This window comes from Variovorax sp. M-6 (assembly GCF_052114385.1).
Lineage (GTDB): Bacteria > Pseudomonadota > Gammaproteobacteria > Burkholderiales > Burkholderiaceae_C > Variovorax.
In genome coordinates this window covers 188,161-213,773 of the sequence record NZ_JBFREQ010000001.1, presented here as the reverse complement: position 1 = coordinate 213,773, position 25,613 = coordinate 188,161, and the positions used below count along the sequence as shown (strand labels likewise).

25 protein-coding genes are annotated in these 25,613 nt (G+C 68.8%); 9 read left to right on the top strand and 16 right to left on the bottom strand.

Annotation, left to right across the window (positions count from 1 at the left end; all coding sequences use genetic code 11):
* Positions 1 to 6: 6 nt before the first annotated feature.
* Positions 7 to 1,515 (top strand): nitrogen regulation protein NR(I), encoded by a 1,509-nt coding sequence (ntrC, locus tag AB4Z46_RS01040; protein WP_442281612.1) that lies wholly within the window; start codon positions 7 to 9, stop codon positions 1,513 to 1,515.
* Between the two features lies 1 nt (position 1,516).
* Here the strand turns inward: ntrC and AB4Z46_RS01035 are convergent, their stop codons facing one another.
* The 6 genes from AB4Z46_RS01035 to AB4Z46_RS01010 form a co-directional block, all read right to left on the bottom strand.
* Positions 1,517 to 2,023: a hypothetical protein gene (locus tag AB4Z46_RS01035; protein ID WP_442281611.1), complete on the bottom strand. Its 507-nt coding sequence runs from the start codon at positions 2,021 to 2,023 to the stop codon at positions 1,517 to 1,519.
* The gene (gene xth / locus AB4Z46_RS01030) at positions 2,020 to 2,799 is read right to left on the bottom strand and encodes an exodeoxyribonuclease III (RefSeq protein WP_442281610.1); all 780 of its coding nucleotides are present in this window, start codon (positions 2,797 to 2,799) and stop codon (positions 2,020 to 2,022) included. The genes AB4Z46_RS01035 and xth overlap by 4 nt, the downstream gene beginning before the upstream one ends.
* A 38-nt stretch (positions 2,800 to 2,837) precedes the next feature.
* Positions 2,838 to 3,329, bottom strand: coding sequence for a dihydrofolate reductase (locus AB4Z46_RS01025; protein WP_442281609.1), 492 nt, complete (start codon positions 3,327 to 3,329; stop codon positions 2,838 to 2,840).
* Between the two features lie 5 nt (positions 3,330 to 3,334).
* On the bottom strand, positions 3,335 to 4,168 hold the full coding sequence (locus AB4Z46_RS01020) for a thymidylate synthase (protein ID WP_442281608.1): 834 nt from the start codon (positions 4,166 to 4,168) through the stop codon (positions 3,335 to 3,337).
* Between the two features lie 177 nt (positions 4,169 to 4,345).
* A complete protein-coding gene (locus AB4Z46_RS01015; RefSeq protein ID WP_442281607.1) occupies positions 4,346 to 5,767 on the bottom strand; it encodes an FAD-binding oxidoreductase in 1,422 nt (473 codons plus the stop codon).
* Positions 5,764 to 6,168, bottom strand: coding sequence for a DUF2069 domain-containing protein (locus AB4Z46_RS01010; protein WP_442281606.1), 405 nt, complete (start codon positions 6,166 to 6,168; stop codon positions 5,764 to 5,766). The genes AB4Z46_RS01015 and AB4Z46_RS01010 overlap by 4 nt, the downstream gene beginning before the upstream one ends.
* Before the next feature lie 50 nt (positions 6,169 to 6,218).
* Here AB4Z46_RS01010 and AB4Z46_RS01005 point away from each other — a divergent pair, with 50 nt between their 5' ends.
* Positions 6,219 to 7,433: a YihY family inner membrane protein gene (locus AB4Z46_RS01005; protein ID WP_442281605.1), complete on the top strand. Its 1,215-nt coding sequence runs from the start codon at positions 6,219 to 6,221 to the stop codon at positions 7,431 to 7,433.
* A 43-nt stretch (positions 7,434 to 7,476) separates the two neighbouring features.
* The gene (locus tag AB4Z46_RS01000; RefSeq protein WP_442281604.1) at positions 7,477 to 7,848 is read left to right on the top strand and encodes a thioredoxin family protein; all 372 of its coding nucleotides are present in this window, start codon (positions 7,477 to 7,479) and stop codon (positions 7,846 to 7,848) included.
* Between the two features lie 51 nt (positions 7,849 to 7,899).
* Here the strand turns inward: AB4Z46_RS01000 and AB4Z46_RS00995 are convergent, their stop codons facing one another.
* Both AB4Z46_RS00995 and AB4Z46_RS00990 read right to left on the bottom strand, forming a co-directional pair.
* Positions 7,900 to 8,703, bottom strand: a complete 804-nt coding sequence (locus AB4Z46_RS00995) for an alpha/beta fold hydrolase (RefSeq protein ID WP_442281603.1) — start codon at positions 8,701 to 8,703, stop codon at positions 7,900 to 7,902.
* A complete protein-coding gene (locus tag AB4Z46_RS00990) occupies positions 8,703 to 10,013 on the bottom strand; it encodes an O-acetylhomoserine aminocarboxypropyltransferase (protein WP_442281602.1) in 1,311 nt (436 codons plus the stop codon). Before AB4Z46_RS00990 ends, AB4Z46_RS00995 begins: the two co-directional genes overlap by 1 nt.
* A gap of 138 nt (positions 10,014 to 10,151) precedes the next feature.
* Here AB4Z46_RS00990 and AB4Z46_RS00985 point away from each other — a divergent pair, with 138 nt between their 5' ends.
* A complete protein-coding gene (locus AB4Z46_RS00985) occupies positions 10,152 to 10,592 on the top strand; it encodes a CBS domain-containing protein (RefSeq protein ID WP_442281601.1) in 441 nt (146 codons plus the stop codon).
* Between the two features lie 208 nt (positions 10,593 to 10,800).
* Here the strand turns inward: AB4Z46_RS00985 and AB4Z46_RS00980 are convergent, their stop codons facing one another.
* Both AB4Z46_RS00980 and AB4Z46_RS00975 read right to left on the bottom strand, forming a co-directional pair.
* Positions 10,801 to 11,790, bottom strand: coding sequence for a Bug family tripartite tricarboxylate transporter substrate binding protein (locus tag AB4Z46_RS00980; RefSeq protein WP_442281600.1), 990 nt, complete (start codon positions 11,788 to 11,790; stop codon positions 10,801 to 10,803).
* Positions 11,787 to 12,875: an adenosine deaminase family protein gene (locus AB4Z46_RS00975; RefSeq protein WP_442281599.1), complete on the bottom strand. Its 1,089-nt coding sequence runs from the start codon at positions 12,873 to 12,875 to the stop codon at positions 11,787 to 11,789. Before AB4Z46_RS00975 ends, AB4Z46_RS00980 begins: the two co-directional genes overlap by 4 nt.
* A gap of 82 nt (positions 12,876 to 12,957) precedes the next feature.
* Here AB4Z46_RS00975 and AB4Z46_RS00970 point away from each other — a divergent pair, with 82 nt between their 5' ends.
* Positions 12,958 to 13,869 (top strand): LysR family transcriptional regulator, encoded by a 912-nt coding sequence (locus tag AB4Z46_RS00970; RefSeq protein ID WP_442281598.1) that lies wholly within the window; start codon positions 12,958 to 12,960, stop codon positions 13,867 to 13,869.
* On the opposite strand, the gene AB4Z46_RS00965 is transcribed toward AB4Z46_RS00970, so the two are convergent.
* On the bottom strand, positions 13,866 to 15,083 hold the full coding sequence (locus AB4Z46_RS00965; RefSeq protein ID WP_442281597.1) for a polyhydroxyalkanoate depolymerase: 1,218 nt from the start codon (positions 15,081 to 15,083) through the stop codon (positions 13,866 to 13,868). The two genes, AB4Z46_RS00970 and AB4Z46_RS00965, sit on opposite strands and share 4 nt — an antisense overlap.
* A 103-nt stretch (positions 15,084 to 15,186) precedes the next feature.
* Between AB4Z46_RS00965 and AB4Z46_RS00960 the strand changes: the two genes are divergently transcribed.
* Positions 15,187 to 15,843, top strand: coding sequence for a glutathione S-transferase (locus AB4Z46_RS00960; protein ID WP_442281596.1), 657 nt, complete (start codon positions 15,187 to 15,189; stop codon positions 15,841 to 15,843).
* Between the two features lie 11 nt (positions 15,844 to 15,854).
* On the opposite strand, the gene AB4Z46_RS00955 is transcribed toward AB4Z46_RS00960, so the two are convergent.
* Positions 15,855 to 16,211 (bottom strand): DOPA 4,5-dioxygenase family protein, encoded by a 357-nt coding sequence (locus tag AB4Z46_RS00955; RefSeq protein ID WP_442281595.1) that lies wholly within the window; start codon positions 16,209 to 16,211, stop codon positions 15,855 to 15,857.
* A gap of 120 nt (positions 16,212 to 16,331) precedes the next feature.
* On the opposite strand from AB4Z46_RS00955, the gene AB4Z46_RS00950 reads away from it, so the two are divergent.
* A complete protein-coding gene (locus tag AB4Z46_RS00950) occupies positions 16,332 to 17,426 on the top strand; it encodes a PA0069 family radical SAM protein (RefSeq protein WP_442281594.1) in 1,095 nt (364 codons plus the stop codon).
* On the opposite strand, the gene AB4Z46_RS00945 is transcribed toward AB4Z46_RS00950, so the two are convergent.
* The 3 genes from AB4Z46_RS00945 to AB4Z46_RS00935 are packed head-to-tail and all read right to left on the bottom strand — an operon-like array spanning position 17,377 to position 23,293.
* Positions 17,377 to 18,858 (bottom strand): efflux transporter outer membrane subunit, encoded by a 1,482-nt coding sequence (locus tag AB4Z46_RS00945; RefSeq protein ID WP_442281877.1) that lies wholly within the window; start codon positions 18,856 to 18,858, stop codon positions 17,377 to 17,379. The two genes, AB4Z46_RS00950 and AB4Z46_RS00945, sit on opposite strands and share 50 nt — an antisense overlap.
* Positions 18,859 to 18,860: 2 nt before the next feature.
* Positions 18,861 to 20,078: an efflux RND transporter periplasmic adaptor subunit gene (locus AB4Z46_RS00940; protein WP_442281593.1), complete on the bottom strand. Its 1,218-nt coding sequence runs from the start codon at positions 20,076 to 20,078 to the stop codon at positions 18,861 to 18,863.
* 5 nt (positions 20,079 to 20,083) lie between these two features.
* Positions 20,084 to 23,293 carry an efflux RND transporter permease subunit gene (locus AB4Z46_RS00935; RefSeq protein WP_442281592.1) on the bottom strand — a complete coding sequence of 1,070 codons (3,210 nt, stop codon included), beginning with the start codon at positions 23,291 to 23,293 and terminating at the stop codon, positions 20,084 to 20,086.
* Positions 23,294 to 23,356: 63 nt separating this feature from the next.
* On the opposite strand from AB4Z46_RS00935, the gene AB4Z46_RS00930 reads away from it, so the two are divergent.
* The gene (locus AB4Z46_RS00930) at positions 23,357 to 23,878 is read left to right on the top strand and encodes a gluconokinase (protein ID WP_442281591.1); all 522 of its coding nucleotides are present in this window, start codon (positions 23,357 to 23,359) and stop codon (positions 23,876 to 23,878) included.
* A 12-nt stretch (positions 23,879 to 23,890) separates the two neighbouring features.
* Here the strand turns inward: AB4Z46_RS00930 and AB4Z46_RS00925 are convergent, their stop codons facing one another.
* On the bottom strand, positions 23,891 to 24,499 hold the full coding sequence (locus AB4Z46_RS00925; RefSeq protein WP_442281590.1) for a 3'-5' exonuclease: 609 nt from the start codon (positions 24,497 to 24,499) through the stop codon (positions 23,891 to 23,893).
* Positions 24,500 to 24,595: 96 nt separating this feature from the next.
* On the opposite strand from AB4Z46_RS00925, the gene AB4Z46_RS00920 reads away from it, so the two are divergent.
* Positions 24,596 to 25,591, top strand: a complete 996-nt coding sequence (locus tag AB4Z46_RS00920) for a Bug family tripartite tricarboxylate transporter substrate binding protein (protein ID WP_442281589.1) — start codon at positions 24,596 to 24,598, stop codon at positions 25,589 to 25,591.
* The last annotated feature ends 22 nt before the right edge of the window (positions 25,592 to 25,613 follow it).

Genomic DNA, 25,613 nt, shown 5'->3' with positions numbered 1-25,613 from the left:
AGCTGCATGAAGCCGATCTGGATAGTGGATGATGATCAATCAATCCGCTTCGTGCTGGAAAAGGCGCTGCTGCGCGAGGACCTGCCGACCCGTAGCTTCACCAACACGCGCGATGTGCTCGCCGCCCTCGACGCGGCGGCCGACGACGAGATGCAGGGTCCCCAGGTCCTGGTGAGCGACATCCGCATGCCGGGCGGCTCGGGTCTCGACCTGCTCGACAAGATCAAGGCCAGGCATCCGGGCCTGCCGGTCATCATCATGACGGCCTTCTCCGACCTCGACAGTGCCGTCTCGGCCTTCCAGGGCGGCGCCTTCGAATACCTGCCGAAGCCCTTCGATCTGCCGCGCGCGGTCGAACTGATCCGGCGCGCGGTCGACGAAAGCCAGCGCGAGGAAGTGGCCGAGGAGCGCATGGCCGCCGCGCCCGAGATGCTGGGCCAGGCGCCGGCGATGCAGGACGTGTTCCGCGCGATCGGGCGGCTGTCGCAAAGCAATGTGACGGTGCTGATCACCGGCGAATCGGGCTCCGGCAAGGAGCTGGTGGCGCGCGCCCTGCACAAGCATTCGCCGCGCGCGAGCGGCCCCTTCGTCGCGATCAACACCGCGGCGATTCCGAAGGACCTGCTCGAGAGCGAGCTGTTCGGCCATGAACGCGGCGCCTTCACCGGCGCCCAGACGATGCGGCGCGGCCGCTTCGAGCAGGCCGAGGGCGGCACGCTGTTCCTCGACGAGATCGGCGACATGCCCTTCGACCTCCAGACGCGCCTGTTGCGCGTGTTGAGCGACGGCCATTTCTACCGCGTCGGCGGCCACAACTCGGTCAAGGCCAACGTGCGCGTGATCGCGGCGACCCACCAGGATCTGGAGCAGCGCGTGAAGCTCGGCGGCTTCCGCGAAGACCTGTTCCATCGGCTCAACGTGATCCGGCTGCGGCTGCCCGCCCTGCGCGAACGCGGCGAGGACGTGCCGGCGCTCACGCGGCACTTCCTGCAGCAGAGCGCCAAGCAGCTGGGCGTCGAGCCCAAGCGCATTTCCGATGCGGCGCTGGTGCAGTTGGCGGCCTTCGGCTTTCCCGGCAACGTGCGCCAGCTCGAAAACATCTGCCACTGGCTGACCGTGATGGCGCCGGCGCAGCTGATCGAGGCCAAGGACCTGCCGCCCGAGGTGATGGCGACGGCGGTCGCGGAGCCGCATGCGGCTGCCGCGCCGGTGGAGGAGACGACCGAGCGCGAGGCCGCCGTGGCGATGGCCGGATCGCCGGTCGCGGCGGCGCCTGCCGCCTCGGCCGCTGCGCTGCCGGCACTGGCGTGGGAGGGCGGCCTGGAACTCGAGGCGCAGAGCATGCTGGCCGCGGGTCGCACCGACGTCTGGGACGCGCTGTCGCGCCGCTTCGAGTCGCGCCTGATCCTCACGGCGCTGGCCAGCACGCGCGGCCGCCGCATCGAGGCGGCTCAGAAGCTCGGCATCGGCCGCAACACCATCACGCGCAAGATCCAGGAACTCGGCCTGGAATAGCTCAACGATTTCGCTGGCCCAGGGTCAGCGTGTCGAGCTGGAACTGCCCGCTCTTGTCCCACAGCCAGGTGTCGACATAGGTGTGGGCGCCGAGCTTGCCCGGGTTCGGCAGCGGCGACGCCTCCTTGATCAGTTCGGCGATCATGCCGCTGACTTCGGGCGCGTGGCTGGGCGTGCGGCTGAAGTACACGCCGGTGACGCGTCCGGTGGCGTCGATGTCGGTCTCGGTGACCACCACGGCGTACACCAGCGGCGGAATCTTGCCCTTGTAGATGCGCTGCGGGTACTTCTTGTAGATGTAGGCCGCACCGATCTTGCGGTAGGTGCGCACCGCCGGTGTCTGGGCGGTGATGAGGCGCACGGTCGGCACCTGGGCCGAGGGGCCGTCGTCGGCCGCTGCGCCCGGCGCGGCGCCGGCCGAGTCGCTCTTCGCGACCGGCTTCAGCGCGCCGCAGCCGCCGATTGCGAGCGCCGCGGCCAGGGCGGCAAGAAGGGCAGCGCATCTCATGGGTCGAGCTCGAGGATCACCGGCGCGTGGTCGCTCGGCTTCTCCCACTTGCGCGGCACGCGATCGATCACGCAGCCCGTCACGCGCGGCACCAGCGGCTCGCTCACGAGGATGTGATCGATGCGCAGGCCGCGGTTCTTCTGGTAGCCGAGCATCCGGTAGTCCCACCACGAATAGCTCTTGGGCGGCTGTTCGAACAGGCGGAAGCTGTCGGTCAGGCCGAGCGCAAGCAGGGCCTTGAAGTGGTCGCGCTCCTGGGTCGTGTGGTGAATGGTCTCGGCGAGTCCGACCGGGTCGTAGCTGTCGCGGTCTTCGGGCGCGACGTTGAAATCGCCGAGCAGCACGAGATTCGGATGGGCGACCAGTTCCTGCTTGAGCCAGTCGTGCAGGCCATCGAGCCACTTCATCTTGTAGGCGAACTTGTCGCTGCCGGGCGCCTGTCCGTTGACGAAGTAGCCGTTGACGATGCGCAGCTCGCCGGCCGGCGTGTCGATGGTCGCGCTGATGACGCGCGAATGCTCGTCGGTGAACCCGCCGATGTTCTTCAGCACGTCGCGCACCGGCGCCAGGCTCAGGATCGCGACCCCGTTGTAGGTTTTCTGGCCGAACACGGCCGCATCGTAGCCGGCCGATTTGAGCACTTCAAGCGGGAACTTGTCGTCGCTCATCTTGAGCTCCTGCAGGCACAGCACGTCGACCGGATTGGCGATCAGCCAGTCGAGCACGTGCTGCAGGCGGGCGGTGAGGGAATTGACGTTCCAGGTGGCGATTTTCATGATGCGGCGATGAGTGAACGGTCGGCGAAGCAGCGCTTTCAGCGTCGCTCGAGCGTGACGAAGCTGAACGGAAGTCCGTTCGCCGCGACGTGGGACTCGCGCGCGGTCTGCTGCCAGCCGGCGCCGAATTCGGGTGCCCAGGCGTCGCCGTCGTAGTCGCGGTCGATCTCGGTCAGCACCACGCGCTGGGCGAGCGGCTCGGCCTCGGCATAGATCTGCGCGCCGCCCACCACCCAGGCTTCGGTGGCCTGCCCGCGCTCGCAAAGGGCGATCGCCTCCTCGAGGCTGCCCGCCCGCTCGGCGCCTTCGGCCCGCCACTCGGCGTTGCGCGTGACCACGATGTTGCGGCGGCCGGCGAGCGGCCGGAAGCGCGGCGGGATCGAGTCCCAGGTCTTGCGGCCCATGACCACGGGCGCGCCCGCGGTCACGCGCTTGAAGTGCGCCATGTCCTCGGGCAGATGCCAGGGCATCGTGCCGTCGAGGCCGATCACGCCGTTGGCGGCGCGCGCGAGGATCAGGTTGATGCGCATCGCGTTCAGACCGCCACGGGCGCCTTGATGGCGGGATGGTGCTCGTAGCCGACCACTTCGAAGTCCTCGTACTGGTAGTCGAAGATCGAGGCCGGCTTGCGCTTGATGTGCAACGTCGGGTAAGGCAGGGGCTGGCGGCTCAGCTGCAGTGCCACCTGTTCGGCATGGTTGCTGTAGATGTGGCAGTCGCCGCCGGTCCAGATGAAGTCGCCGACGTCCAGGTCGCATTGCTGCGCCACCATGTGCGTGAGCAGGGCATAGCTCGCGATGTTGAAGGGCACGCCCAGGAAGATGTCGGCGCTGCGCTGGTAGAGCTGGCAGCTGAGCTTGCCGCGTTCGCCCGGCGCCTGCGGCGGCGCCACGTAGAACTGGAAGAAGGCGTGGCAAGGCATCAGCGCCATCTTCGACAGCTCGGCCACGTTCCAGGCGCTGACGATGATGCGGCGCGAATCCGGGTTGCTCTTGAGCGTGTCGATCACCTGCTGGATCTGGTCGACGTGGCCGCCGTCCGGCGTCGGCCAACTGCGCCACTGGACGCCGTAGACCGGACCCAGGTCGCCGTCCTCGCGCGCCCACTCGTCCCAGATGGTGACGCCGCGCGCCTTGAGCCAGTTGTTGTCGCTCGACCCGGTCAGGAACCACAGCAGTTCCTGGATGATGGACTTCAGGTGCACCTTCTTGGTGGTGACCAGCGGGAAGCCCTCGTGGAGGTCGAAGCGCATCTGGTAGCCGAACACGCTCTTGGTGCCGGTGCCGGTGCGGTCGCCCTTTTGCACGCCCGTCGTGTCGACGTGGCGCATGAAGTCTTCGTATTGGGAGCGGATGGGGTGGGGGGTCATGTCGGTAGGAGCCGGTGTTGGCTTAGAAAGTGCGGTACTTGGCTAGCGGCAAGCCTTCTCGCTCGATGCGGGCGCTGTAGCTCTCGCCCGAACCCAGGGATACCGCGGAACCGGCTTTGCCGGGCCGCTGGTATCGCCCCCTTGAGGGGGAGGCGCCGCAGGCGCTTCGGGGGAGGTTCATCTGACTCGGATCACCCGACCCGGATTCAGGATGTTCTGCGGATCGAGTGCGCGCTTGATCGCGCGCATCATCTCGAGCGCCACCGGCGACTTGTGCTTCTCGAGCTTGTCGACCTTGAGCGAGCCGACGCCGTGCTCGGCCGAGAACGAACCGTCGAATTTTTCCACGGCGTCGTAGACCAGGGTGTTGATCCGGTCCTCGTGGTCGCGCAGGAAGGCCTTGTTGTCGCCGCCCTCCGGCGCCTGCACGTTGTAGTGCAGGTTGCCGTCGCCGAGATGGCCGAAGTTCACCAGCCGCACCCCGGGGATTTCGCGTGCCAGCAGCGCATCGGTCTCGGCCACGAAGGCCGGGATGCGCGACACCGCGATCGAGATGTCGTGCTTGATGTTCAGTCCCTCCTCGGCCTGCGCCAGCGGGATGCTCTCGCGGATGTGCCAGAGCTGGTGCGCCTGCGTGAGGTTCTCGGCGACCACCGCGTCGGTCACGCAGCCGTCCTCGAACGCCGTTTCGAGCAGCGCCTCGAAGCGCGCGCGGGCATGGTCCTCGGACTCGCTGTCGGAGTTCTCGAGCAGCACGCAGTAGGGCACGGCCGCATCGTCGATGAAAGGCACGCGCAGGGCGGGGAAGTGCTTGGCAACCAGGCTGAGCGCGAACCGGCCCATCACTTCGAAGCCGGTCAGGCCGGGGCCGAGCCGCTGGTGCGCGAGTCCGAGCAGCTTGACCGCATGATCGAGCGAAGGCACCGCGGCCCAGGCCGTGAGTTGGGCGGCCGGCAGCGGATACAGCTTCATGGTCGCGGCCGTGATGATGCCCAGCGTACCCTCGCTGCCGATCATCAGGTCGCGCAGGTCGTAGCCGGTGTTGTCCTTGCGCAGGCCGCTGGTGCCTTCCCAGACCGCGCCTTGCGGCGTCACGACCTCGAGCCCGAGGCAGAGGTCGCGCGTGTTGCCGTAGCGCACGACCTGGGTGCCGCCGGCGTTGGTCGCCAGGTTGCCGCCGATGGTGCAGCTGCCTTCGGCCGCCAGGCTCAGCGGGAACAGGAAGCCGGCGTTGTGCGCCGCCTCTTGCAGGGTCTGCAGCACGCAGCCGGCTTCGACCGTCATCGTGAGGTTGGCGGCGTCGATGTTGCGGATCGTGTTCAGGCGCTGGAGGCTCAACAGCACCTGGGTGCCGCTCTCGTCCGGAATCGAACCGACCGCGAGGCCGGTGTTGCCGCCCTGCGGCACCAGCGTGGTGCCGGCCGCGGCGCAGGCCTTGACCACCTCGGCCACCTGCAGGGTGTCGCCCGGGCGCACCACCGCCAGCGCCTTGCCGCGCGAGCGCTTGCGCCAGTCCTGTTCCCAGGCGCTGAGGTCGCCTTCGGCCAGCACATTCGCCGCGCCGACGATCGAGCGCAGCCTGTCCAACAAAACGCTCATGGCGTCGATCCTTCAAGTTTGCGTGCCTGGGCCGCGTTGCGCAGCCGCAGCCGCACATGCCACGCGCAGGCCGTGAAAAGCGCCAGGCACAAGAGGACCTGGATCAGCGCCAGCACCTGGCCAACGCCGTTGGTGTCGCTCCAGGCGCGCACCACGCCTTCGGTGAAATAGAGCCAGACCATCAGGCTGACCCAGCGATAGGTATACATGCGGTTCTTGAGCAGGCCGGCCAGCGGCACCACCAGCGGCAGCACCTTGAGCGCCAGCCAGGAGCCCCCCGGTCGCAGCGGCGCCAGCCACAGCTCCCAGGCGAGTCCGAGCACGATCAGCCCGACGAGGCTGCCGACGGCGAGCCAGCGGGTGGCGGAAACAGAGGCGGGTGGGAGGTGGGGCGCGGTCACGGCAGGTCAGTTCGGGCGGGCTGCGCCGGAGCGGCGAAAGACCCGGTGGCATGATACCGGCCATGAATCGCCGGCAACTCTGGAGGGATCTTTCGCACTTTCCCTGGGGCAACACCGCCGCCGTGCTGCGCGAGCGTTTTCGCGAGGACCGCCTGGGCCTGACCGCCAGCAGCCTGACCTTCACCACCACCATCGCGATGGTGCCCTTTTTCACCGTGGCGGCGGCGCTGTTCACGGTGTTTCCGATGTTCAGCAAGATGCAGGGCCGCGTCCAGCGCTGGCTGATCGACAGCCTGATCCCGGACAACATCGCGCGCCAGGTGCTGGGCTACCTGAACCAGTTCGCGAGCAAGGCCAGCGGACTGGGCGTGGCCGGCCTGGTGGTGCTGCTGGTGACCGCGGTGGCGCTGATCCTCACGATGGACAAGACGCTCAACAACATCTGGCGGGTGCGCAAGCCGAGGCCGCTGGCCCAGCGGGTGCTGATCTACTGGGCTGTGATCACGCTCGGGCCACCGGTGCTGGCGCTGAGCCTGAGCACCACGGCGTCGTTTTTCTCGGCCTCGCGCGAGGTGGTGGGCGGCGCGATCGTCAAGCTGCTGTTCGACACCTTCGAATTCGTGCTGCTGGCCGGCGGCATGGCGGCGCTCTACCGATTTGTGCCGAACACCCACGTCAAGTGGTCGCACGCCTGGGCGGGGGGTGTTTTCGTCGCCGCGGCGATCGAGGTCGCGAAGCGCGTGCTGGCCTACTACCTGAGCCTGGTGCCGACCTATTCGGTGTTGTACGGGGCCTTCGCGACCGTGCCGATCCTGCTGGTGTGGATCTACGTGGCCTGGGTCATCGTGTTGTTCGGCGCCGTGATCGCGGCCTATCTGCCCAGCCTGCTGACCGGTGTGGCAAGGCGCGGTGGCGCGGCCGGCTGGCCGCTGCAGCTCGCGGCCGAGGTGCTGCAGTACCTCCACGCCGCGAAGTCCACGCCCGCCAGCGGCCTGGGCGCCGCCGAGCTGGTGGCCCGCATGAGGGTCGACGCGCTGCAGCTGGCGCCGGTGCTCGAGACCCTGGTCGCGCTCGACTGGATCGCGCCGCTGGCCGAGGAACGCGACAACGACGACCCGCGCTTCGTGCTGCTGGCCGACCCCGCCACCTCGCTCGAGCCGTTGCTGCGCGAACTGCTGATGCCGCAGGCGCCGCCGCTGCGCAGCCTGTGGCACCAAGGCCCATTGGACAGCCTGCGGTTGCAGGATCTGCTGGCGAATCGATAATGGCGCCGGATTCCCCGCCACCCCTCCATCTTCCGACCCTGCCGTGACCGACTTCTCCGTCCCCATCGCCGACGATCGCCTCTGGGTTGTCTGCCTGTGCGCCGAATGGTGCGGTGCCTGCCGCGAGTACCGCCCGCTGTTCGAACAAGTGGCGCGCGCCCATCCTCAGTTCCGCTTCGCCTGGGTCGACATCGAGGACCACGCGGACATCGCGGACGATTTCGACGTCGAGACCTTTCCGACCCTCTTGATCGCCGGCGATGCCGGAACGCGCTTCATCGGGCCCCTGCTGCCCCACGCGGAGACGCTGGCGCGTTTGCTCGATGCGCTGCAGCCGGCGCAGGCATCGGCGCCCGAGGTGGCGGTCCTGCTCGGCGCCCTCCGGCGCGAACCGGGGACTTTTTCGGTCGCCTGAGCCGCTGCCTCTGGCAGCGACTCGGGGCGCCGCAGGCGCTTCGGGGGTGTTCTACTTCACGAAGTCGCGCAGCGCGAAGAGCACTTCGTCGGGCGCCTCGGACATCAGCGCGTGCCCCGCCTTGACGGTGACGAGCTTCGCGCCCGTCGCCTTCTGCACCAGCGTTCGGGTCGCGCGCGGCGGTGTCATCTGGTCGGCCTCGCCGAGCAGGAACAGCACGGGGCACTGCACTTTCGCCATCGCCTGTTCCCCGTTCGCATAGTCGTTGCAGGCCTTGAAGCCGACGTGGAACACGTTGGCGTCCTGGTTGCTCGCCAGCACGCGGCGCATCAGCGCCCGCGAGCCGCCGTAGAGCCAGGTTCCCGGGCCGAGCGTCGAGGGCGGCGGCGCCAGCAGCGAATGCGAGAAGGTGTTGACCATCGCGATCGCGCGCTGCGGATCGTTGAGCGCGCCGTCCAGCAGCGCCGGCGACACGGTCATCGGATAGGCGGTGCCGACCAGCGCCAGGTGCGAGACGCGTTCCGTCGCGCGGGCGGCGGTCTCGAGCGCGATCAGCGAGCCGAAACTGTGGCCGACCAGCGCCGCTTTCGCGACACCCGCGGCATCGAGCAGCGCGACCACGAAGGCCGCGGCGTCTTCGACCGAGGCGGGCGGTGGGCCCTCGCTGCGGCAGTGGCCCGGCAGGTCGACCGCGAGCACGTTCCAGCCATGATTGGCGAACCAGCGGCTCTGCAGAATCCAGACACTGTGGTCGTTGAGCACGCCGTGGATGAAGACCACGGTCGGCTTGGCGGGGTCGAGCGGCTTGCCGCCTGTGTAGCAGTAGGTGCTGTGGCCGTTGACGACGAGTTGCATCACGCACCCGCCTTTTCCGCAGCCTTGAGGGCGCGTTTCAGGTCATCGATCAAGTCGGCCGGATCTTCGAGCCCGATCGACAGCCGGATGGTGCCCTGCGAGATCCCGGCGCCCGCCAGCGCCTCGTCGGTCATGCGGAAGTGCGTGGTGCTCGCGGGATGGATCACCAGGCTGCGGCAATCGCCCACGTTGGCCAGGTGGCTGAACAGCTTGAGCGCCTCGATGAACTTCTTGCCCTGCTCGCGGTTGCCCTTGAGGTCGAAGCTGAACACCGCGCCCGCGCCTTTCGCGCCATGGCGCAGCAGCTTGTTGGCCAGTGCGTGGCTCGGATGCGCCTCGAGCAGCGGATGGCCCACGTGCGACACGAAGGGATGCGAAGCCAGGAACTCCACCACCTTCTGCGTGTTGTCGATGTGGCGTTCCATGCGCAGCGGGAGCGTCTCGATGCCTTGCAGGATCAGCCAGGCCGTGTGCGGGCTCATCGAGGCGCCGAAGTCGCGCAGGCCTTCGCGCCGCGCACGCAGCAGGAAGGCGCCGACCGTGCTCTCTTCGCTGAAGACCATGTTGTGGAAGCCGTCGTAGGCCTGGGTCAGCTCGGCGAACTTGCCCGAGCGTTCCCAGTCGAAGCTGCCGCCGTCGACCACCACGCCGCCGATCACCGTGCCATGGCCAGAGAGGAACTTGGTGGCCGAGTGGTAGACCAGGTCGGCGCCCCAGTCGAAGGGCTTGATCAGGTAGGGGGAGGTCAGGGTGGAATCGACCAGCAGCGGCACCTTGGCCGCGTGCGCGATCTCGCTGACCGCGGGAATGTCGAGCACGTCGAGGCCCGGGTTGCCCACGGTCTCGCCGAACAGCAGCTTGGTCTCGGGCCGGATCGCGGCGCGCCAGCCGTCGAGGTCGCCCGGCTGCACGAAGGTGGTGTCGATGCCGAAGCGGCGCATCGTGTAGTGCAGCAGGTTCTGCGAACCGCCGTACAGCGCGGTGCTGGCGACGATGTGCGAGCCGGCGCCCATCAGCGTCGCAATCGACAGGTGCAGTGCCGCCTGGCCGCTGGCGGTGGCGATCGCGCCGATGCCGCCTTCGAGTGCCGCCACGCGCTGTTCGAGCACGGCGTTGGTCGGGTTGCTGATGCGCGAGTAGACGTGGCCGGCGCGCTCGAGATTGAACAGTGCCGCGGCATGGTCGCTGGACTCGAAGACGAAGGAGGTGGTGAGATGGATCGGCACCGCCCGCGCGCCGGTGGCGGGGTCGGGTGCGGCGCCGGCATGCAATGCCAGCGTGTCGAAGCCGGGGTCGGAGTAGCCGGACATGAGCGCCTTTCGAGAACGTTTCTGCAATGCCCCGTTACGCGTGCATCCTGCACGGCGAAAACGCGGGGTCGGTGGACGGGCGGCCATTGTGGGCTATATTCAAATCGGCACGCCGCCGAGCAAGTGAGGAGCAATTACATGAAAGTCAGCGACATCCTGCGAGTGAAGGGCAATACGCTCTTCACGGTCACGCCCGACGAGCCCCTGGCCAGCGCGGTCGACGTCATGGCCGACAAGGACATCGGCTCGCTGGTGGTCATGGAGCACGGCGACCTGGTCGGCATGCTCACCTTCCGCGAAGTGATCGTCGCCATCGTCGCCAACGGCGGCCAGGTCGGCGGCACCCTGGTGCGCAAGGCGATGGACGACCACCCGGTCACCTGCACCCTCGAAACCGACCTCGACGAGATCCGTCGCATCATGCTCGAGCGCCACGCGCGCTACATGCCGGTGATGGACAAGCGCATGCTCATGGGCGTGATCAGCTTCTACGACGTCGCCAAGGCGGTGGTCGACAGCCAGAACTTCGAGAACAAGATGCTGAAGGCCTACATCCGCGACTGGCCCGAAACGGAGTAGCTCGCCCCCAGGTTGCCCGGCACTGCGTGTCGGGCGCCTCGAGTCGCTGCCAGAGGCAGCGGCTCTTCGGAGCCGTCCAAGTCTGCGCAGGCAGACTTGGAGCCGCGGCTCCTCAGCCCCCTGCCGGGGGCAACACCTGCGGCCCGGCAAAGCCGGTTCCGCGGTGTTTCACCAACGGGCCTGGCTGCGCCGGCCGGGATAGTGTCCGCTACTCTTTGATGTTGGCGGCCTGCACGATCTTCTGGTTGCGGGCGTATTCGGCTTTGACGAACTGGCCGAGTTGCTCCGGCGAGCCGCTGCCGGGGACGGCGCCTTGCTCCTGCAGCTTGGCGCGGACCTCGGGGTCCTTGAGGACCGCGTTGAGTTCCTGATTCAAGCGGCTCACGATCGGGGCCGGCGTGGCGGCCGGGGCGAAGATGCCGGTCCAGCTCACCATGTCGAAGCCCTTCAGGCCCGGCATCTCGCCGAAGGCCGGAACCTGTGGCAGCGCATCGAGGCGCTGGGCGCTGGTGACGCCGAGCGCCTTCAGGCGGTTGCCGCTCACGTGCGGGATCGCGCTGGCGCTGACCAGCATCGCGAGGTCGACCTGGTTGCCGATCACGTCGGTCGCGATCTGGGCACCGCCGCGATAGGGCACGTGGGTGACGAAGATGCCGGTGCGCTCCTTCAGCAGTTCCATCGTCAGCTGCAGCACCGTGCCGACACCCGAGGTGGCGTAGTTGTACTTGCCGGGCGAGGCCTTCGCGAGCTTGACGAAGTCGGCGAAATCCTTCACCGGCAGGCCGGGCCGGGCGACCAGCACCATCGGCGCGGTGTTCAGCATGCCCACCGGCGCGAGGTCTTTCAACGGGTCGAACTTGAAGGCGGCCGGGTTGATCAGCTTCCCGATCGCGATCGCGCTGTCCGGCCCGGCGACCAGGGTGTAGCCGTCCGGCGCCGCGTTGACCGCCTTGGCGACGCCGATGGCGCCCCCGGCGCCGGTCACGTTCTCGATCACGACCGATTGCTTGAGGCGTTCGCCGAGCTTGGTCGCGACAAGGCGGGCGCTGAAGTCCACGCTGCCGCCGGCCGAGTAGGGAACGATCAGCGTGATCGGCTTGGCGCCGGGCCAGGCGGAGGGCTGTGCGAGTGCGGCGCCGGGCAGGGCGGCGATCAGCATCGAGGCCAGCAGCAGGGGTTTGGGGAGGGGGGTGTTCATGGGTTCACCGTGGTGGGTTCTTGTGGGAGGCGCGCCCGCAGGGCATCGAACTCGGCGCCCCATTGGGTGCGCCACTGGCGACGCAGCGAGTCGTCGATCCAGGCGCCGTCGAGTCCGTTGTGCATGAAGCCGCGAAGGTCGTCCAGGCCGAAGCCGAAATCGCGCACCATCATCAGCCAGGCGCCGGTGGGCGTGACCTTGTGCAGGGTCGGATCGTCAGTGTTCGGGTGGATCCGCAGGTCCAGGCCGGGCATGCGGCGGATCGGGTGATCGAGCGCCCAGCGCTCGGGCGGCAAGGTGCGCAGGTAGTAGGAGTTGGTCGGCACCACGGTGAACAGCACGCCGCGCTCGGCGCATTCGCGTGCGAACTCGGGCTGGTCGACCACGGTGTAGCCGTGGTCGATGCGGTCGACCCGCAGCAGATCGAGGGCGGTGCGCACGTGGGTCCACGGCATGCCGAACTCGCCGGCGTGCGCCGTGGTCTTGAGGCCGGCGCGCCGGGCGTCGCGGTAGGCCTCGACAAAGAGCTCGGGCGGCCGGTCGACCTCGCGGTAGTCGATGCCGATGCCGATCACTTCCTCGCACCGGTTCTGCGCGACCCATTGCACCATCTCGACCGCCGCCTCGGGACTGGCTTCGCGATCGATCGCCGCGATCAGCCGGCCGGTGATGCCGAACTCTCGCTGCGCGTCATGGATGGCGTTGACGATGGCATCCTGCGCTTTCCGGTAGCCGATGCCCGACGCATGCACGGTGCCCGTCGGATTCCAGAAGAACTCGCTGTAGCGCACCTGATGCGACGCCGCGTCCTGCAGGTATTCGAAAGTGAGACGGTGCAGGTCATCGGCGCTGCGCACCAGTTGGGCATCGAGCGCGCGCAGCACCCGCAGCACCCCGACCGGCTTCTCGCCGCGGGTGTAGAAGCCCTCGATCTCTTCGTCGGCCAGCGGCGATCCGGCTCGCCGGTTGAGGTCCGCGAAGGTGCCGTGCCGGACCGTGCCGAACAGATGGCAGTGCAGCTCGACCTTCGGGATCGCTCGCAGGAAAGGCTCCAGGGCGCTGGGCGTGGCGACGGCAGTGGTCATGCTCGCCAGTCTAGGGAGGGTGGTGAAATAAGGAAAATTTTGAATTCCTATAATTTCATTCATCCAATTGATAACGAAGCCGATGAGTTCCTTGCCCCTGCGTGCATTGACGCTTCGTCAGCTCCAGTGCTTCTCGGTGCTGGTGCAGGAAGGCCAGTTCGGCCGCGCCGCGCGCAGGCTCTCGATCACCCAGCCCGCCCTGAGCAACGCGATCAAGCAGATGGAGAAGCTCCTCGGTGCCGAGTTGCTGACCCGCTCGACGCACCGGCTCGAACTCACGCCGGTCGGCGCCGAGGTGCTGGCGCGCACGGACTACCTGGTCAACACCTTCGAGGTCGCGTTGCGCGACATCGAGAGCACGGTGCAGCGTGGACAGGCCTTCGTGCGCATCGGCGTGATCCCTTCGGCCAGCGCCCGCGTCGCGACGGCGGTGGCCGGGTTCATTGGCGGCGATGCGCCGCGCGGCATCGAGTTTGCCTGGCGCGACGCGCCTTCGAACACGCTGCTGGCCGAAGTGCGCAGCGGCCGGCTCGACCTCGCCGTGGCGGCCATCACCGAGCCGCCGGGCGGGCTGGACTGCGTCGACCTGTTCCGCGATCCGCTGGTGCTGGTGGTGCGGCGCGACCATCCGCTGGCCGAGGCCGGCGAGGCGGACTGGGAAGCCATCGGCGGCGAGCGCCTGGTGCTGTTCGAGAGCGGCAGCATGCCGGCGCTCGGCGACCCGGCCCGCGCCCAGTTCGCCCAGGGTTCGGAGCCCTATCGCGTGAGCTACTCGGAAACGCTCTACGCGCTGGTGCGCGGCGGGCTGGCGCTTGGCCTGATGCCGAGGCTCTACACCTCGTCGCTGCGCGACGATGAACTGGTGGTGATCCCGCTCGTGAAGCCATCCATCGAGCGCCGCGTGGTGTTGGTGTACCTGCCCGGGCCGATGCGCAACGTGGTGGTGCAGGCGTTGATCGTGCATCTGCAGCGGGCGCTGATCGCTTCGCCCTAGTGCAACTCCTGCGCCGCATGGATCATCTCGCGCAAGCGCGGGTAGATCTGGGCGTTCCACTTGCTGCCGCTGAAGACGCCGTAGTGGCCGACGCCGGCCTGCAGGTGGTGGGTCTTGAGGTAGGGGCGGATGCTGGGGCAGAGATCCTGGGCGGCCACTGTCTGGCCGACCGCGCAGATGTCGTCGCGTTCGCCTTCGACCGTCATCAGCGCGGTGCGGCGGATGGCCGACGGGTCGACCTTGCGCTCGCCGACGGTCAGCGCGCCGCGCGGCAGGTCGTAGGTCTGGAACACGCGCTCCACCGTCTCCAAGTAGAACTCGGCCGGCAGGTCGTTGACCGCCAGGTATTCATCGTAGAAGTTGCGGATCGTGGCCGCCTGCTCGAGTTCGCCTTCGACCAGGTGGTGGTAGAGCTTCCTGAACTGTTCCTTGTGGCGGTCCGGATTCATGCTCATGAAGGCGCTGAGCTGCAGGAAGCCCGGATAGACGCGCCGCATCACGCCGGCGTGCGGCCAGGGCACGCGGCTGATCAGGTTGCGTTCGAACCAGCCGATCGGGCGGTCGGTCGCCAGCTTGTTCACCGCCGTCGGATTGATGCGGCAGTCGACCGGTCCGGCCATCAGCGTCAGGCTCAGCGGCGAGGCCGGGTTGCCGTCTTCCGCCATCAGCGCGGTGGCCGCCAGGGCCGCCACGCAAGGCTGGCAGACCGCCACCATGTGGGCGCCGGGGCCGATCGCCTCGAGGAAGCTCACGATCTGCAGCGTGTAGTCGTCCAGGCCGAAGCCGCCGTTCCACAGCGGCACGTCGCGCGCGTTGTGCCAGTCGGTCAGATAGACGTCGTGGTCGCGCAGCAGGGTACGCACCGTTTCGCGCAGCAGCGTCGCGAAATGGCCCGACAGTGGTGCGGCCAGCAGCACCTTGGGCTGCACCGCCCTGGTGTTCTTGCGGAAGTGCAGCAGCGTGCCGAAGGGCGCGACCAGCGCCACCTCTTCGTGCACCGGGACTTCCTCGCCCTCGCACGCCACGCTCTGGATGCCGTAGTCCGGCCTCGTGTGGGTCAGGCGCATGTGCGCATAGACCTCCATGGCCGCCGCGATCCGGCGAACGGCGCCGCGGTCCGAAGGGGCCTGCCACGCGCCGCTGCCGAGGTACTGGGCTGCGAGCCGGGACGGCGAGAGCAGATCGGTGTGTGTTTGGTAGGCCCGGTACAGCATGCGTCGGCTGCAGGCAAGTTGCGGGCCATGCCGGCGCGGCGCACTGTTCTGGCACAGGGCTTGCACACCCGCAGGGCCGATCCGGCAACCCAGGAGCATCCCCATGGCCAAACCCGTCCTCACCATCAGCAGCAAGAACTACGGTGCGTGGTCGCTGCGCGGCTGGTTGATGTGCCGGCTCGCGGGGCTGGATTTCAGCGAGAAGGTGATCCCGCCTGACGATCCCGCGATGAAGGCCGAGATGCTGCTGCTGTCGGCCTCGATGCTGGTGCCCTCGCTGCAGCACGGTCGCATCAAGGTCTGGGACACGCTCGCGATCGGCGAGTACCTCCACGAGATCAAGCCCAAGGCCGGACTGCTGCCCGCCAATGCCGAGGCCCGGGCGGTCTGCCGGGCGATCTGCGGCGAGATGCACTCGGGCTTCGGTTCGATGCGCAGTTCGCTGCCGATGAACGTCAAGGCCCGGTTCCCGAACTTCAAGATCTGGTCGCGCGCCCAGACCGACATCGACCGCGTGGTCGCGATCTGGCGCGAATGCCTCCAGGCCCATGGCGGACCCTACCTGTTCGGCAAGCAGCCCTGCATGGCGGACGCGATGTACGCGCCGGTGGTGACGCGCTTCATCACCTACGACGTGACGCTGGACGCCGCCTGCGCCGGCTATTGCAAGCGCATCCTGGAGTTGCCCGCGATGCAGGAATGGATCAAGGCGGCGAAGCAGGAGCCCGACGAGATCGACGAACTCGACGCCGAGTTCTGAGGTCTGCCGGTTCAGCCGGCCGGGCGGCTGAACATCCGCAGGTCGAGCGGCGACTCGTTGCCGAGCCACATGGCGTGCGCGGTGTGGTCCAGGTAGTCGTTGCCGGTGACGCCGTGCACGAACACGTCGAGGCCGCCGCGGTGGGCGTCCAGCCACGCCACGACCTCGTCGAACTCGGCGGCGTCGAAGGCGATCTGGCAGCTCCAGTGGGGGTGCGGGCCGACCAGGCGCTCGTGCACCCGGCCGACCACGACCAGCAGTTCGTGCGCCGCGTCCTCGGCGATCTTGCGCGCCTGGGCGACCGTGCCGGGACCGAAGTAGATGTGGGCGTGGTACTGGGGGTAGAGGTTTTCGGGGCGGCGGGGCATGAGCGGCTCGGTGAGAGTGCAAGCTTAGCGCTGGACCGCGGCGGAAACTTAACAACCGGTTGCCGCATCCGGGGTAAAAAGGTGAAATACTGTTGTTTCATACAGTATATGGACCGTCCCATGGACCACGCCTTCATCCCCGTCCACGCCCTCAAGGGCCGCGGCGCGGCCACGCGCCTGCCGCATCGCTTCGAGCGCGATGTCCGCGATGCCTTCGACGACGGCTGGGGCACGCTGGAAGAAGGCGAGGCCGAGTCCGTGGGCCTGCCGCCGCTGGCCACCGAGGTCCGCTTCGAGGACGTGAAGTCGGTGCTGAGCGAGAACGACTCGCCCGATATCCCCTTCGACCGCTCGCTCAACCCCTACCGCGGCTGCGAACATGGCTGCATCTACTGCTTCGCGCGGCCCACGCACAGCTACCTCAATCTCTCGCCCGGCCTCGATTTCGAAACCAAGCTGATCGCCAAGCGCAACATCGCCGAGGTGCTGCGCGGCGAACTCGGCCGCAAGGGCTATCGCCCCAGCCAGATCGCGATCGGCACCGCCACCGACTGCTACCAGCCGATCGAGCGCGAGCTGCGGCTCACGCGCTCGGTCATCGAGCTGCTGAAGGAAACCCGCCATCCTTTCGGCCTGGTCACCAAGTCGAGCGCGGTCGAGCGCGACCTCGACCTGATCGCGCCGATGGCGGCCGACCGGTTGGCGGCGGTTTACGTCACGATCACCACGCTCGACGGCGAGCTCGCGCGCAAGCTCGAGCCGCGCGCCGCGGCGCCGCACCGGCGGCTGCGCACCCTGCGCACGCTGGCCGACGCGGGGGTGCCGGTCGGCGTCAGCGTGGCGCCGCAGATTCCCTTCGTCACCGAAGACATGGAACAGGTGCTCGAGGCCGCCTGGGAGGCGGGTGCGCGTTGCGCTTTCTATACGGTCATCCGGCTGCCGTGGGAGGTGGCGCCGCTGTTCAAGCAATGGCTCGAACTGCACTACCCGCAGCGCGCGGACCGCATCATGGCGCGCATCCGCGAGATGCGCGGCGGCAAGGACTACGACGCCGACTTCGCGACCCGCATGAAGGGCAGCGGGCTGTGGGCCGACCTGATCCGCCAGCGTTTCGAGAAGGCGACCCGGCGCCTCGGCTTCAACCGCGAGCGCATCGCGCTCGACCTCAGCGCGTTCCGACCACCTGGCGCAGCGGGGCAGGGCAGTCTGTTCTAGGCCCACTGCCGCCGCGCGGCTCGACGCCGCACCAGTCGCCGCCCAGTGCCTTCACCAGGAACACCGAGCCGAGCATGCGCTGGCCGGCCAGCTGGGCGGATTGGCGCTCGATGTTCAGCAGCGCCTGCTGGGCGGTGATGACGTCCAGGTAGGTGGTGGCGCCGCCTTCGTAGCGGCTGGCCGACATTTCGAGTACCCGGCGCGCGCTCGCCACCGCGGCCTGCGACTGCGTGGCTGCGCGTTCCAGCGCGGTCAGCCCGGTGATGCCGTCCTCGGCCTCCTGCATCGCGGTCAGCACCACCCGGCGGTAGCTGGCCACGGTGGCGTCGTAGCCCGCACGCGTGAAGTCGACGTTGGCGCGGATGCGCCCGCCGTCGAAGATCGTCTGCGTGGCCGAGACGCCGAGCGACCACAGCACGCTCCGGGCGTCGAACAGGGTGGACAGCGTGTTGCTGTCGACGCCCACGGTCGGCAGCAGCGTGACGCTGGGGTAGAAGGCCGCGGTGGCGACGCCGATCTGCGCATTGGCCGCGGCCATCGCGCGTTCGGCGGCGGCGACATCCGGCCGGCGTTCGAGCGCGTCCGAGGGCACGCCGAGCGGAATCGGCGGCGGCACCAGCGGCTGGATGTCGGGGGCCAGCGAGAAGTTGGGCGCCGGCGTGCCGGTCAGCGTCGCGATCGCGTGCTCGTACTGCGCGCGCTGCCGATTCAGCAGGTCGACCTGGGTCAGCGTGTTGTCGAGCAGCGCCTGCTGCTGCGCCACGTCGAGTCCCGACACCGCGCCGAGCTCATGGCGGTCGGTCACGAACTGCAGGGCCCGGCGCTGCACCGCGATCGAGCGCGTGACGACGTCGAGTTCGAGGTCGGTCGAGCGCAGGTTGAAGTAGTTCGACGCCAGGTCCGCGGTCAGCAGCAGCCGGGTGTTCTCGAGGTCGGCGGCCGATTGGGCGGCCGTGGCGGTGGCGCCCTCGACCGATCGCTGCACACGGCCTGCGAGGTCGAGCTCGTAGCTGGCGATCAGCGTGAGCGCGAAGTCGTTCTGTACCGTCGAGTAGTTGTTGGTGGCGTAGTTGGTGAGCGGCCGATTGGCCGAGATCTTGAACCGCGAGGCGCGCGTGCCCACGCCCACCTGCGGGTAGCGGCCGGCCTCGCTGCCCGCCAGCGCGGCCCGCGCCTGCGCCAGCCGGGCGCTCGCGAGGTCCAGGGTCGGGCTGTTCGCCAGCGCCTTTTCCTGCAGCGCGTCGAGCTGCGGATCGCCGAAGCGCTGCCACCAGGGGCCCTTGGGCTCGGCATCGCCGGGCGCGGCCTGGCGCCAGGGCTGCTCCAGCTGCCAGCCGACCGGCACGTCGACCTCCGGCTTGCGGTAGTCGGGTCCGGCGACGCAGCCGGCCAGCAGCACGGCCGCGGCGCCGACGAGCGCGAGCGCGCGCAGGCTCACGCCGGCTCCTTGGCGACCGTGACCGGGTCGCCTTCGGCCAGCGAGTCCGAGGGATTCAGCACCAGCCGGTCGCTGCCCGAGAGGCCGTCGATCACTTCCACCGTCTCGCCGTAGTTGCGGCCGAGGCTGACGCCGCGCAGGCGCACCCGGCCGTCGGCATCGACCACCGCGACCCGCTTGCCCTCGGCCCGGAACAGCAGCGCGTTGGCGGGAATCGTGAGCGCGCGGCTCGGCGTGAGCGGCAGCGAGACCTGCACGTAGGCGCCTGGCAGCAACGTGCCCTCGCGGTTCGGCAGCGCGACCTCGATCTGCATCATGCGGGTGGTCGAATCGATCGCGCCCGAGGTGCGTGCGACTTCGCCGCGGAAGCTCTGGCCGCGCAGTTCGGACTGGGTGACGACCACGGGCTGCCCGACCTTCACGAGCTGGGCATAGGCCTGCGGCACGTTGACGTAGACCCGCAGCGGATCGGTCTGCGCGAGCTGGAACAGCGCTCGGCCGCCATTGCCGGCACCGGCATCGATCAGGTCGCCGACGTCGACGTTGCGCCGCGTGACCACGCCCGCGAAGGGCGCCAGTACGCGCTTGAAGCCCTCGGTCTGGCGCAGCCGCTGCACGTTGGCGTCGGCCGCGGCGAGGTTCGCGGTGGCCTGGGCGAGAGCACCGCGGCGCTCGTCCAGGTCCTGCTGCGAGACCACATCCTTTTTGCGCAGGCCCTCCCAGCGCGCCACCGTGCTCTTGGCGAGCTCCAGGCCCGAGGCCGCCTGCTGGCGCGCGGCGACCGCCTGCGACAGCTGCTGGTCGATCTCGGGCGTCTCGATCTCGGCCAGCAGCTCGCCCTTCTCGACGCGGCTGCCGATGTCCTTGGTCCAGCGCTTGAGGTAGCCGCTGGCGCGAGCCGAGATCGGCGACTGCGTGAAGCCCTGCAGCGTGCCCGGCAGGGCCAGTGTCTGGCCGGTCCCGGTGGTCTGGGGCAGGGCGGTCTTCACATACTGGATGGCGCGCTCGGCGGTGCCGGCTTCCAGCGCGCGCGCATTGCTGACGCGGACGTAGACCGTGCGCGCGGCGCCGACGCCCAGCAGCGCGAGCACGACCAGCACCGCGATGCGGGTGCGGCGCACGATCTGGCGCCGGCGGGGCAGCTCGTCGTGGGCCCCTTCCTCATCGGCGGCGATCGGGTGGATGCCCAATGCCGCATGGCGTTGCTCGGTCATGGGATTCAGGTCTCCTGGGGCGCGGCCCCGAGCGAATGGGGTGCAGCGGCGGCGTCGCGCGCCGCCTGGCGGTGCGCACGGCGGCTGTGGATCTCGGCGTAGACGACCGGCACGAAGAACAGCGTCGACACGGTCGCGAACAGCAGGCCGCCGATCACCGCGCGGCCGAGCGGCGCGTTCTGCTCGGCGCCTTCGCCGAGACCCAGCGCCATCGGGATCATGCCGATGATCATCGCCAGCGCGGTCATCAGCACCGGCCGGATGCGGGTGGCGCCCGCTTCCAGCGCGGCCGACAGCGGCGGGATCCCCGCCGCGAGCCGCTCGCGCGCGAAGGACACCAGCAGGATGCTGTTGGCGGTCGCCACGCCCATGGTCATGATGGCGCCGGTCAGCGCCGGCACGCTCAGCGTGGTGCCGGTGATGAACAGCATCCAGGCGATGCCAGCCAGCGCCGCGGGCAGCGCCGTGATGATGATCGCGGCATCGAGCCAGGATTGGAACGTGACCACGATCAGCAGGTAGACCAGCACGATCGCCATCGCCAGCCCGACGCCCAGGCCGATGAAGGAGCTCTGCATGGTCTGCACCTGGCCGCGGATCGCCACCTGGCTGCCGCGCGGCAGCGTGGGCCGCATCTCGTCGACCAGCGCCTGCACCTTCGAGGCCACGCTCGCGAGGTCGGTGCCCTGGACGCTGACATAGACGTCCACCACCGGCTGGATGTTGTAGCGCGAGACCACCGCGGGCTGGCGGCCCTGCTGCGCTTCCACCAGGTTGCCCAGCAGCTGGGGCGGCGTGCCCCCGGCCGGGCCGCTCGTGCCGACCGGCAGGTTGAGCAGGGCGTCGAGCGAGTCGACCGCGTACTGCGGCGTCTGCACCGCGATGTTGTAGACCACGCCGTTCTGCGGGTTGAGCCAGAAGGCCGGCTGGGTCTGCGAGCTGCCCGACAGCGCGATCAGCACGTTCTGGCCGACGTTGGCCGCGGTCAGTCCGAACTGCTGCAGCCGGCTGCGGTCCATCTGCAGGTTGAGCCCGGGGCCGTCGAGCCGCTGGTGCACGTGGGCGTCGACCGCGCCCGGGATCTTGCGGATCGACTTCACCAGCTCGGCCGCGCGCGCCGCGTTGCCGGCGACATCGTTGCCGCTGAACTGGACGTCGATCGCCGCCGGCAGGCCGAAGTTCAGGATCTGGGTGACGATGTCGGCCGGCTGGAAGAAGAACTCGGTGCCCGGGAAGCGCTTGGGCAGTTCGGCCCGCAGCAGCGAGACGAACTCTTCGGTCGGCCGGTGGCCGTCGCGCAGCGACAGCAGGATTTCGCCGTCGAGCGTGCCGATGGTGCCGGCATTGCTGTAGGACAGATTGATGCCGCTGTTGGGCACGCCGATGTTGTCGAGGATGGTCTCGAGCTGGTCCTTGGGCACCAGTTCGCGGATCGCCGCCTCGACCTCGTCGGCCAGCCGAGCGGTCTCCTCGATGCGGGTGCCGGTGGGCGCGCGCATGTGCAGGCGGATCTGGCCCGCATCCACGCCGGGGAAGAAGTCGCGCCCGAGCACCGGGTACAGCAGGCAGGACAGCAGGCAGAAGCCGAGGAACAGCGCGATGAAGCGGCCGCGCCTGGCCAGCAGGGCCGACAACACCAGCGTGTAGGCGCGCCGCACGCGCTCGAAGCGGCGGTCGAAAGCGCGGTAGACCCGTTGAAGAAGACTGGGCCGGGCCTCGGCCGCGGCCTGGTCGTGGACGCCGCCCATCAGCAGCATCACCAGCGTCGGCACCAGCGTGCGCGACAGCAGGTAGGACGCCAGCATCGCGAACACCACCGCCATCGCCAGCGGTACGAACAGGAACTTCGCCACGCCCGAGAGGAAGAACATCGGCACGAACACGATGCAGATGCACAGCGTCGAGACGAAGGCGGCCGGGCCGATCTCGCCGGCGCCGATCAGGATCGCCTGGTTGAGTTCGGTGCCCATGTGCAGGTGGCGCTCGATGTTCTCGATCGTCACGATCGCCTGGTCGACCAGGATGCCGACCGAGAGCGCGAGGCCGCCCAGCGTCATGAGGTTGAGCGTCTGGCCGAAGGCGTAGAGCGCCAGGATCGAGGCCAGGATCGACAGCGGGATGGTGAGCGCGATGATCAGCGTGCTGCGCCAGTTGCCGAGGAACAGCAGCACCATCGCGGCCGTCAGCGCGGCCGCGATGACCGCCTCGGCCACCACGCCGGTCACCGCGGCCTTGACGAACACGGACTGGTCGAACAGCGGCGTGACCTTGATGTCCGCGGGCATGCCCTGGGCCGCCACCGGCAGCAGGGCGCGCAGGTTGGAGACGATGTCCAGCGTCGAGGCGCCGCCGTTCTTCAGCACCGACAGCAGCACGCCGCGCACCCCGTCCTGTCGCACCACGTTGGTTTGCGGCGAGAAGCCGTCGCGCACGTTGGCGACGTCGCGCAGGTAGGTGGTGGCGCCGGCGGCGGTGCGCACCGGCAGGTCGTTGAGCCCGGCCAGCGCCTCGGGCGAGCCGTTCAGGCGCACGCTGTACTCGGTGGCGCCGAACTTGGCCGTGCCCGAAGGCAGGATCAGATTCTGCGCATTCACCGCGTTCACCACGTCGACCGGCGACAGGCCGCGCGCCTGCAGCGCCTGGGTGTCGAGGTCGACCGAGATCAGCCGGTTCTTGCCGCCGTAGGGGAAGGGGACCGCGACGCCCGGGATCGTGATGAGCTGCGGCCGCAGCTGGTTGATGGCGGCATCGAAGAGCGCGTTCTCGGGCCGGGTCGGGCTCGACAGCGCAAGCTGGATCACCGGGATGCTGGAGGCCGAATACTTGATCACCAGCGGCGGCGTGATGCCCGGCGGCAGTTGCCGCACCTGGGTCTGCATCGAGGCCACCACCTGGGCGATCGCGGTCTCGATGTTGGCGGTCGGCTGGAAGAAGACCTTGATCACGGTCACGCCGGCCAGCGATTGCGATTCGATGTGCTCGATGTCGCTCACCGTGGTGGTCAGGCTGCGCTCCGTCTGGCCGGCGATGCGCTGGCCCATTTCCTGCGCCGGCAGGCCGCCGTAGTTCCAGATGATGCTGATCACCGGAATGTTGATTTCCGGGAAGATGTCGGTCGCCATCCGCAGCAGCACGAAGGGCGCGGCCAGCACGATCAGCATCGCCATCACGATGAAGGTGTACGGACGGCGCAAAGCGAGCTGGACCATGGACACGAGTTGTTACTTCTTCACGAAGAGGGCGCCATCATAAGGAGAGATGGCCAGACAATGGAGCCGATGCAAGAGCTTTACGTTCCCTTCACGCATGCGTCGCCCGTCCTGCTGGTGGTGATGGGTGTTTCAGGCTGCGGCAAGTCCAGTCTTGGCGCCGCGCTGGCCCGGGAACTGGGACTGGCGCTGATCGAAGGGGACGATTTTCATGCGCCGGCCAGTGTCAGCAAGATGCGCGCCGGCATCGCGCTGACCGACGCCGACCGCGCCGGCTGGCTGGCGACGCTGGGCCATGAACTGGCGCGGCAGCGCGAGGGCGCCGTACTGACCTGTTCGGCGCTCAAGCGCGACTACCGCGAGCGGCTGCGGTCCGCCGTTCCGGGCCTGCGCTTCGTCTTCATGGCGCTGACGCGCGAGGAGGCCGAGCGTCGCGTGGCGGCGCGCGCCGGCGAGCACATGTTTCCGGCCAGCCTGGTCGCCAACCAGTTCGCGACGCTGGAGTCCCCGGTCGGCGAACCCGGCGTGCTGGAGGTGGACGCCACCGCGCCGATGCCCGAACTGGTGGCGCGGGTGCGGGGCTGGCTCTGAGCGCGCCGTGACTCAGCCGCCGGGGTGGAGCCCGAGCGCGTCGAAAACCCGGATGGCGGCATAGGCGTCATTGGCCGCGTAGCGCAGCTGCGCGTCGGTCAGTTGCCGGTTGGCCCAGTTCGAGGTCGTGGCCTTGCGCGACTTGACGAAGCGGCGGTCGAACACCAGCGCCACGGCGGTCTTCACGCCGACCGACTTGCGGTAGCCGCGGCGGCGGAACTCGGCGTCGAGGTCGAGCACGGCCTGCGGCTCGACGCCGAAGCGCTGCCGGATCAGGCTCAGGTCGGTCGAGAGCCCGAAGCCGGCCTTGACCAGATCGGCCGAGCCGAGCAACGCGGCCAGCGCGCCGTGGAACTCGGTGCGATGCAGCTGGAACAGCCAGGCCTCGTTGCGGGTCGCGAACTGGACCACATGCGGTCCGCCCGAGACCTCGAACTTCGCGAAGGTCGGCTTGGACTCGGTGTCGAAGCCCACCACGCGGCTGGCCAGCAGCGCCGCCGTGGCGTCCTGCGCGTCCTGCGCCGTGGCGACCACGCGGATATCCCTCAGGCCCAGGCCCTCGAAAGGCTCGAGCAGGGCGATCTGTTCGCGTTCGGGGAGCGGGGGAAGTGTGTCGTTCATTCGAAAGGACGTTGAGTCCGCCGATTGTCGTTCGTTGACGACGGCGTATATGGTTGATAGCATCAACAATATAAGAACCCCACGGAGACAGACGCAATGCACGAGACATTCGACGGCGGGCGCAGGGATGCGATCCGCCTCCTTTCGGCGGCCATGGCGGCGGGCGCATGGCCGGCGGCCTGGGCCCAGGATCCGTTTCCGGCCAAGCCGATCCGCGTGATCGTTCCGTTCGCGCCGGGCGGCGCCATCGATGTCGCGGTGCGCGCGATGACGGACAGGGTGGCGCTCGAAGTCGGCCAGCCGGTGGTGGTGGACGCCAAGCCCGGCGCCGCGACCATCGTCGGCGCCGATGCCGCCGCCAAGGCGGCACCCGACGGCTACACCGTGCTGGTCACCACCAGCAGCACGACGATCAACAATGCCGGCGCCTTCAAGAAGCTGCCTTACGACCCGGTCGCCGGCTTCGCGCCGGTCACGCTGGTCTCGCTCGGCAGCGTGATGTTCGCCGGGCCCGCCGGCGCGCCCTACAACAATCTGCAGGAGTTCGCGCAATGGGCCAAGGCGCAGAAGCGTCCGATCTCCTACGGCACCTGGGGCAAGGGTTCCTCGGCGCACCTCTTCGGCGAACTGCTGCGCACGCGCTACGGCCTCGACATGCAGCACGTGCCGTACAAGGGCGATGTCGCCGCACTCAGCGATGTGCGCGGCGGCGTGCTCGACACCACTTTCTCCAGCCCGGTCAGCGCCAGGCCGCTGGTGCGGGCGAATGCCATCAAGGCCCTCGGCATGACCGGGCCGCGCCGCTCGGGCGGACTGCCTGAGCTGGCCACCTTCGGCGAGCAGGGCTTCGCGGGTTTCGAGCTGGCGGGCTATGTGGCCGTCTACGTCCCCGCCGGCACGCCCAAGCCGGTGATCGACCGGCTGAACAAGGCCTTCGTGGCCGCGATCCGCACGCCCGAAGTCTCGCAGCGCCTGGTCGACCAGGGCCAGGATCCGATCGCGAGCACGCCGGAGGAACTGGCCGAGGTCTACAAGCGCGACGCGCCGCAATGGCTGGCGCTGATGAAGGCTGCCGGTGTCGAGCCGGAATGATCCATACGAAGGAATCCCGCGC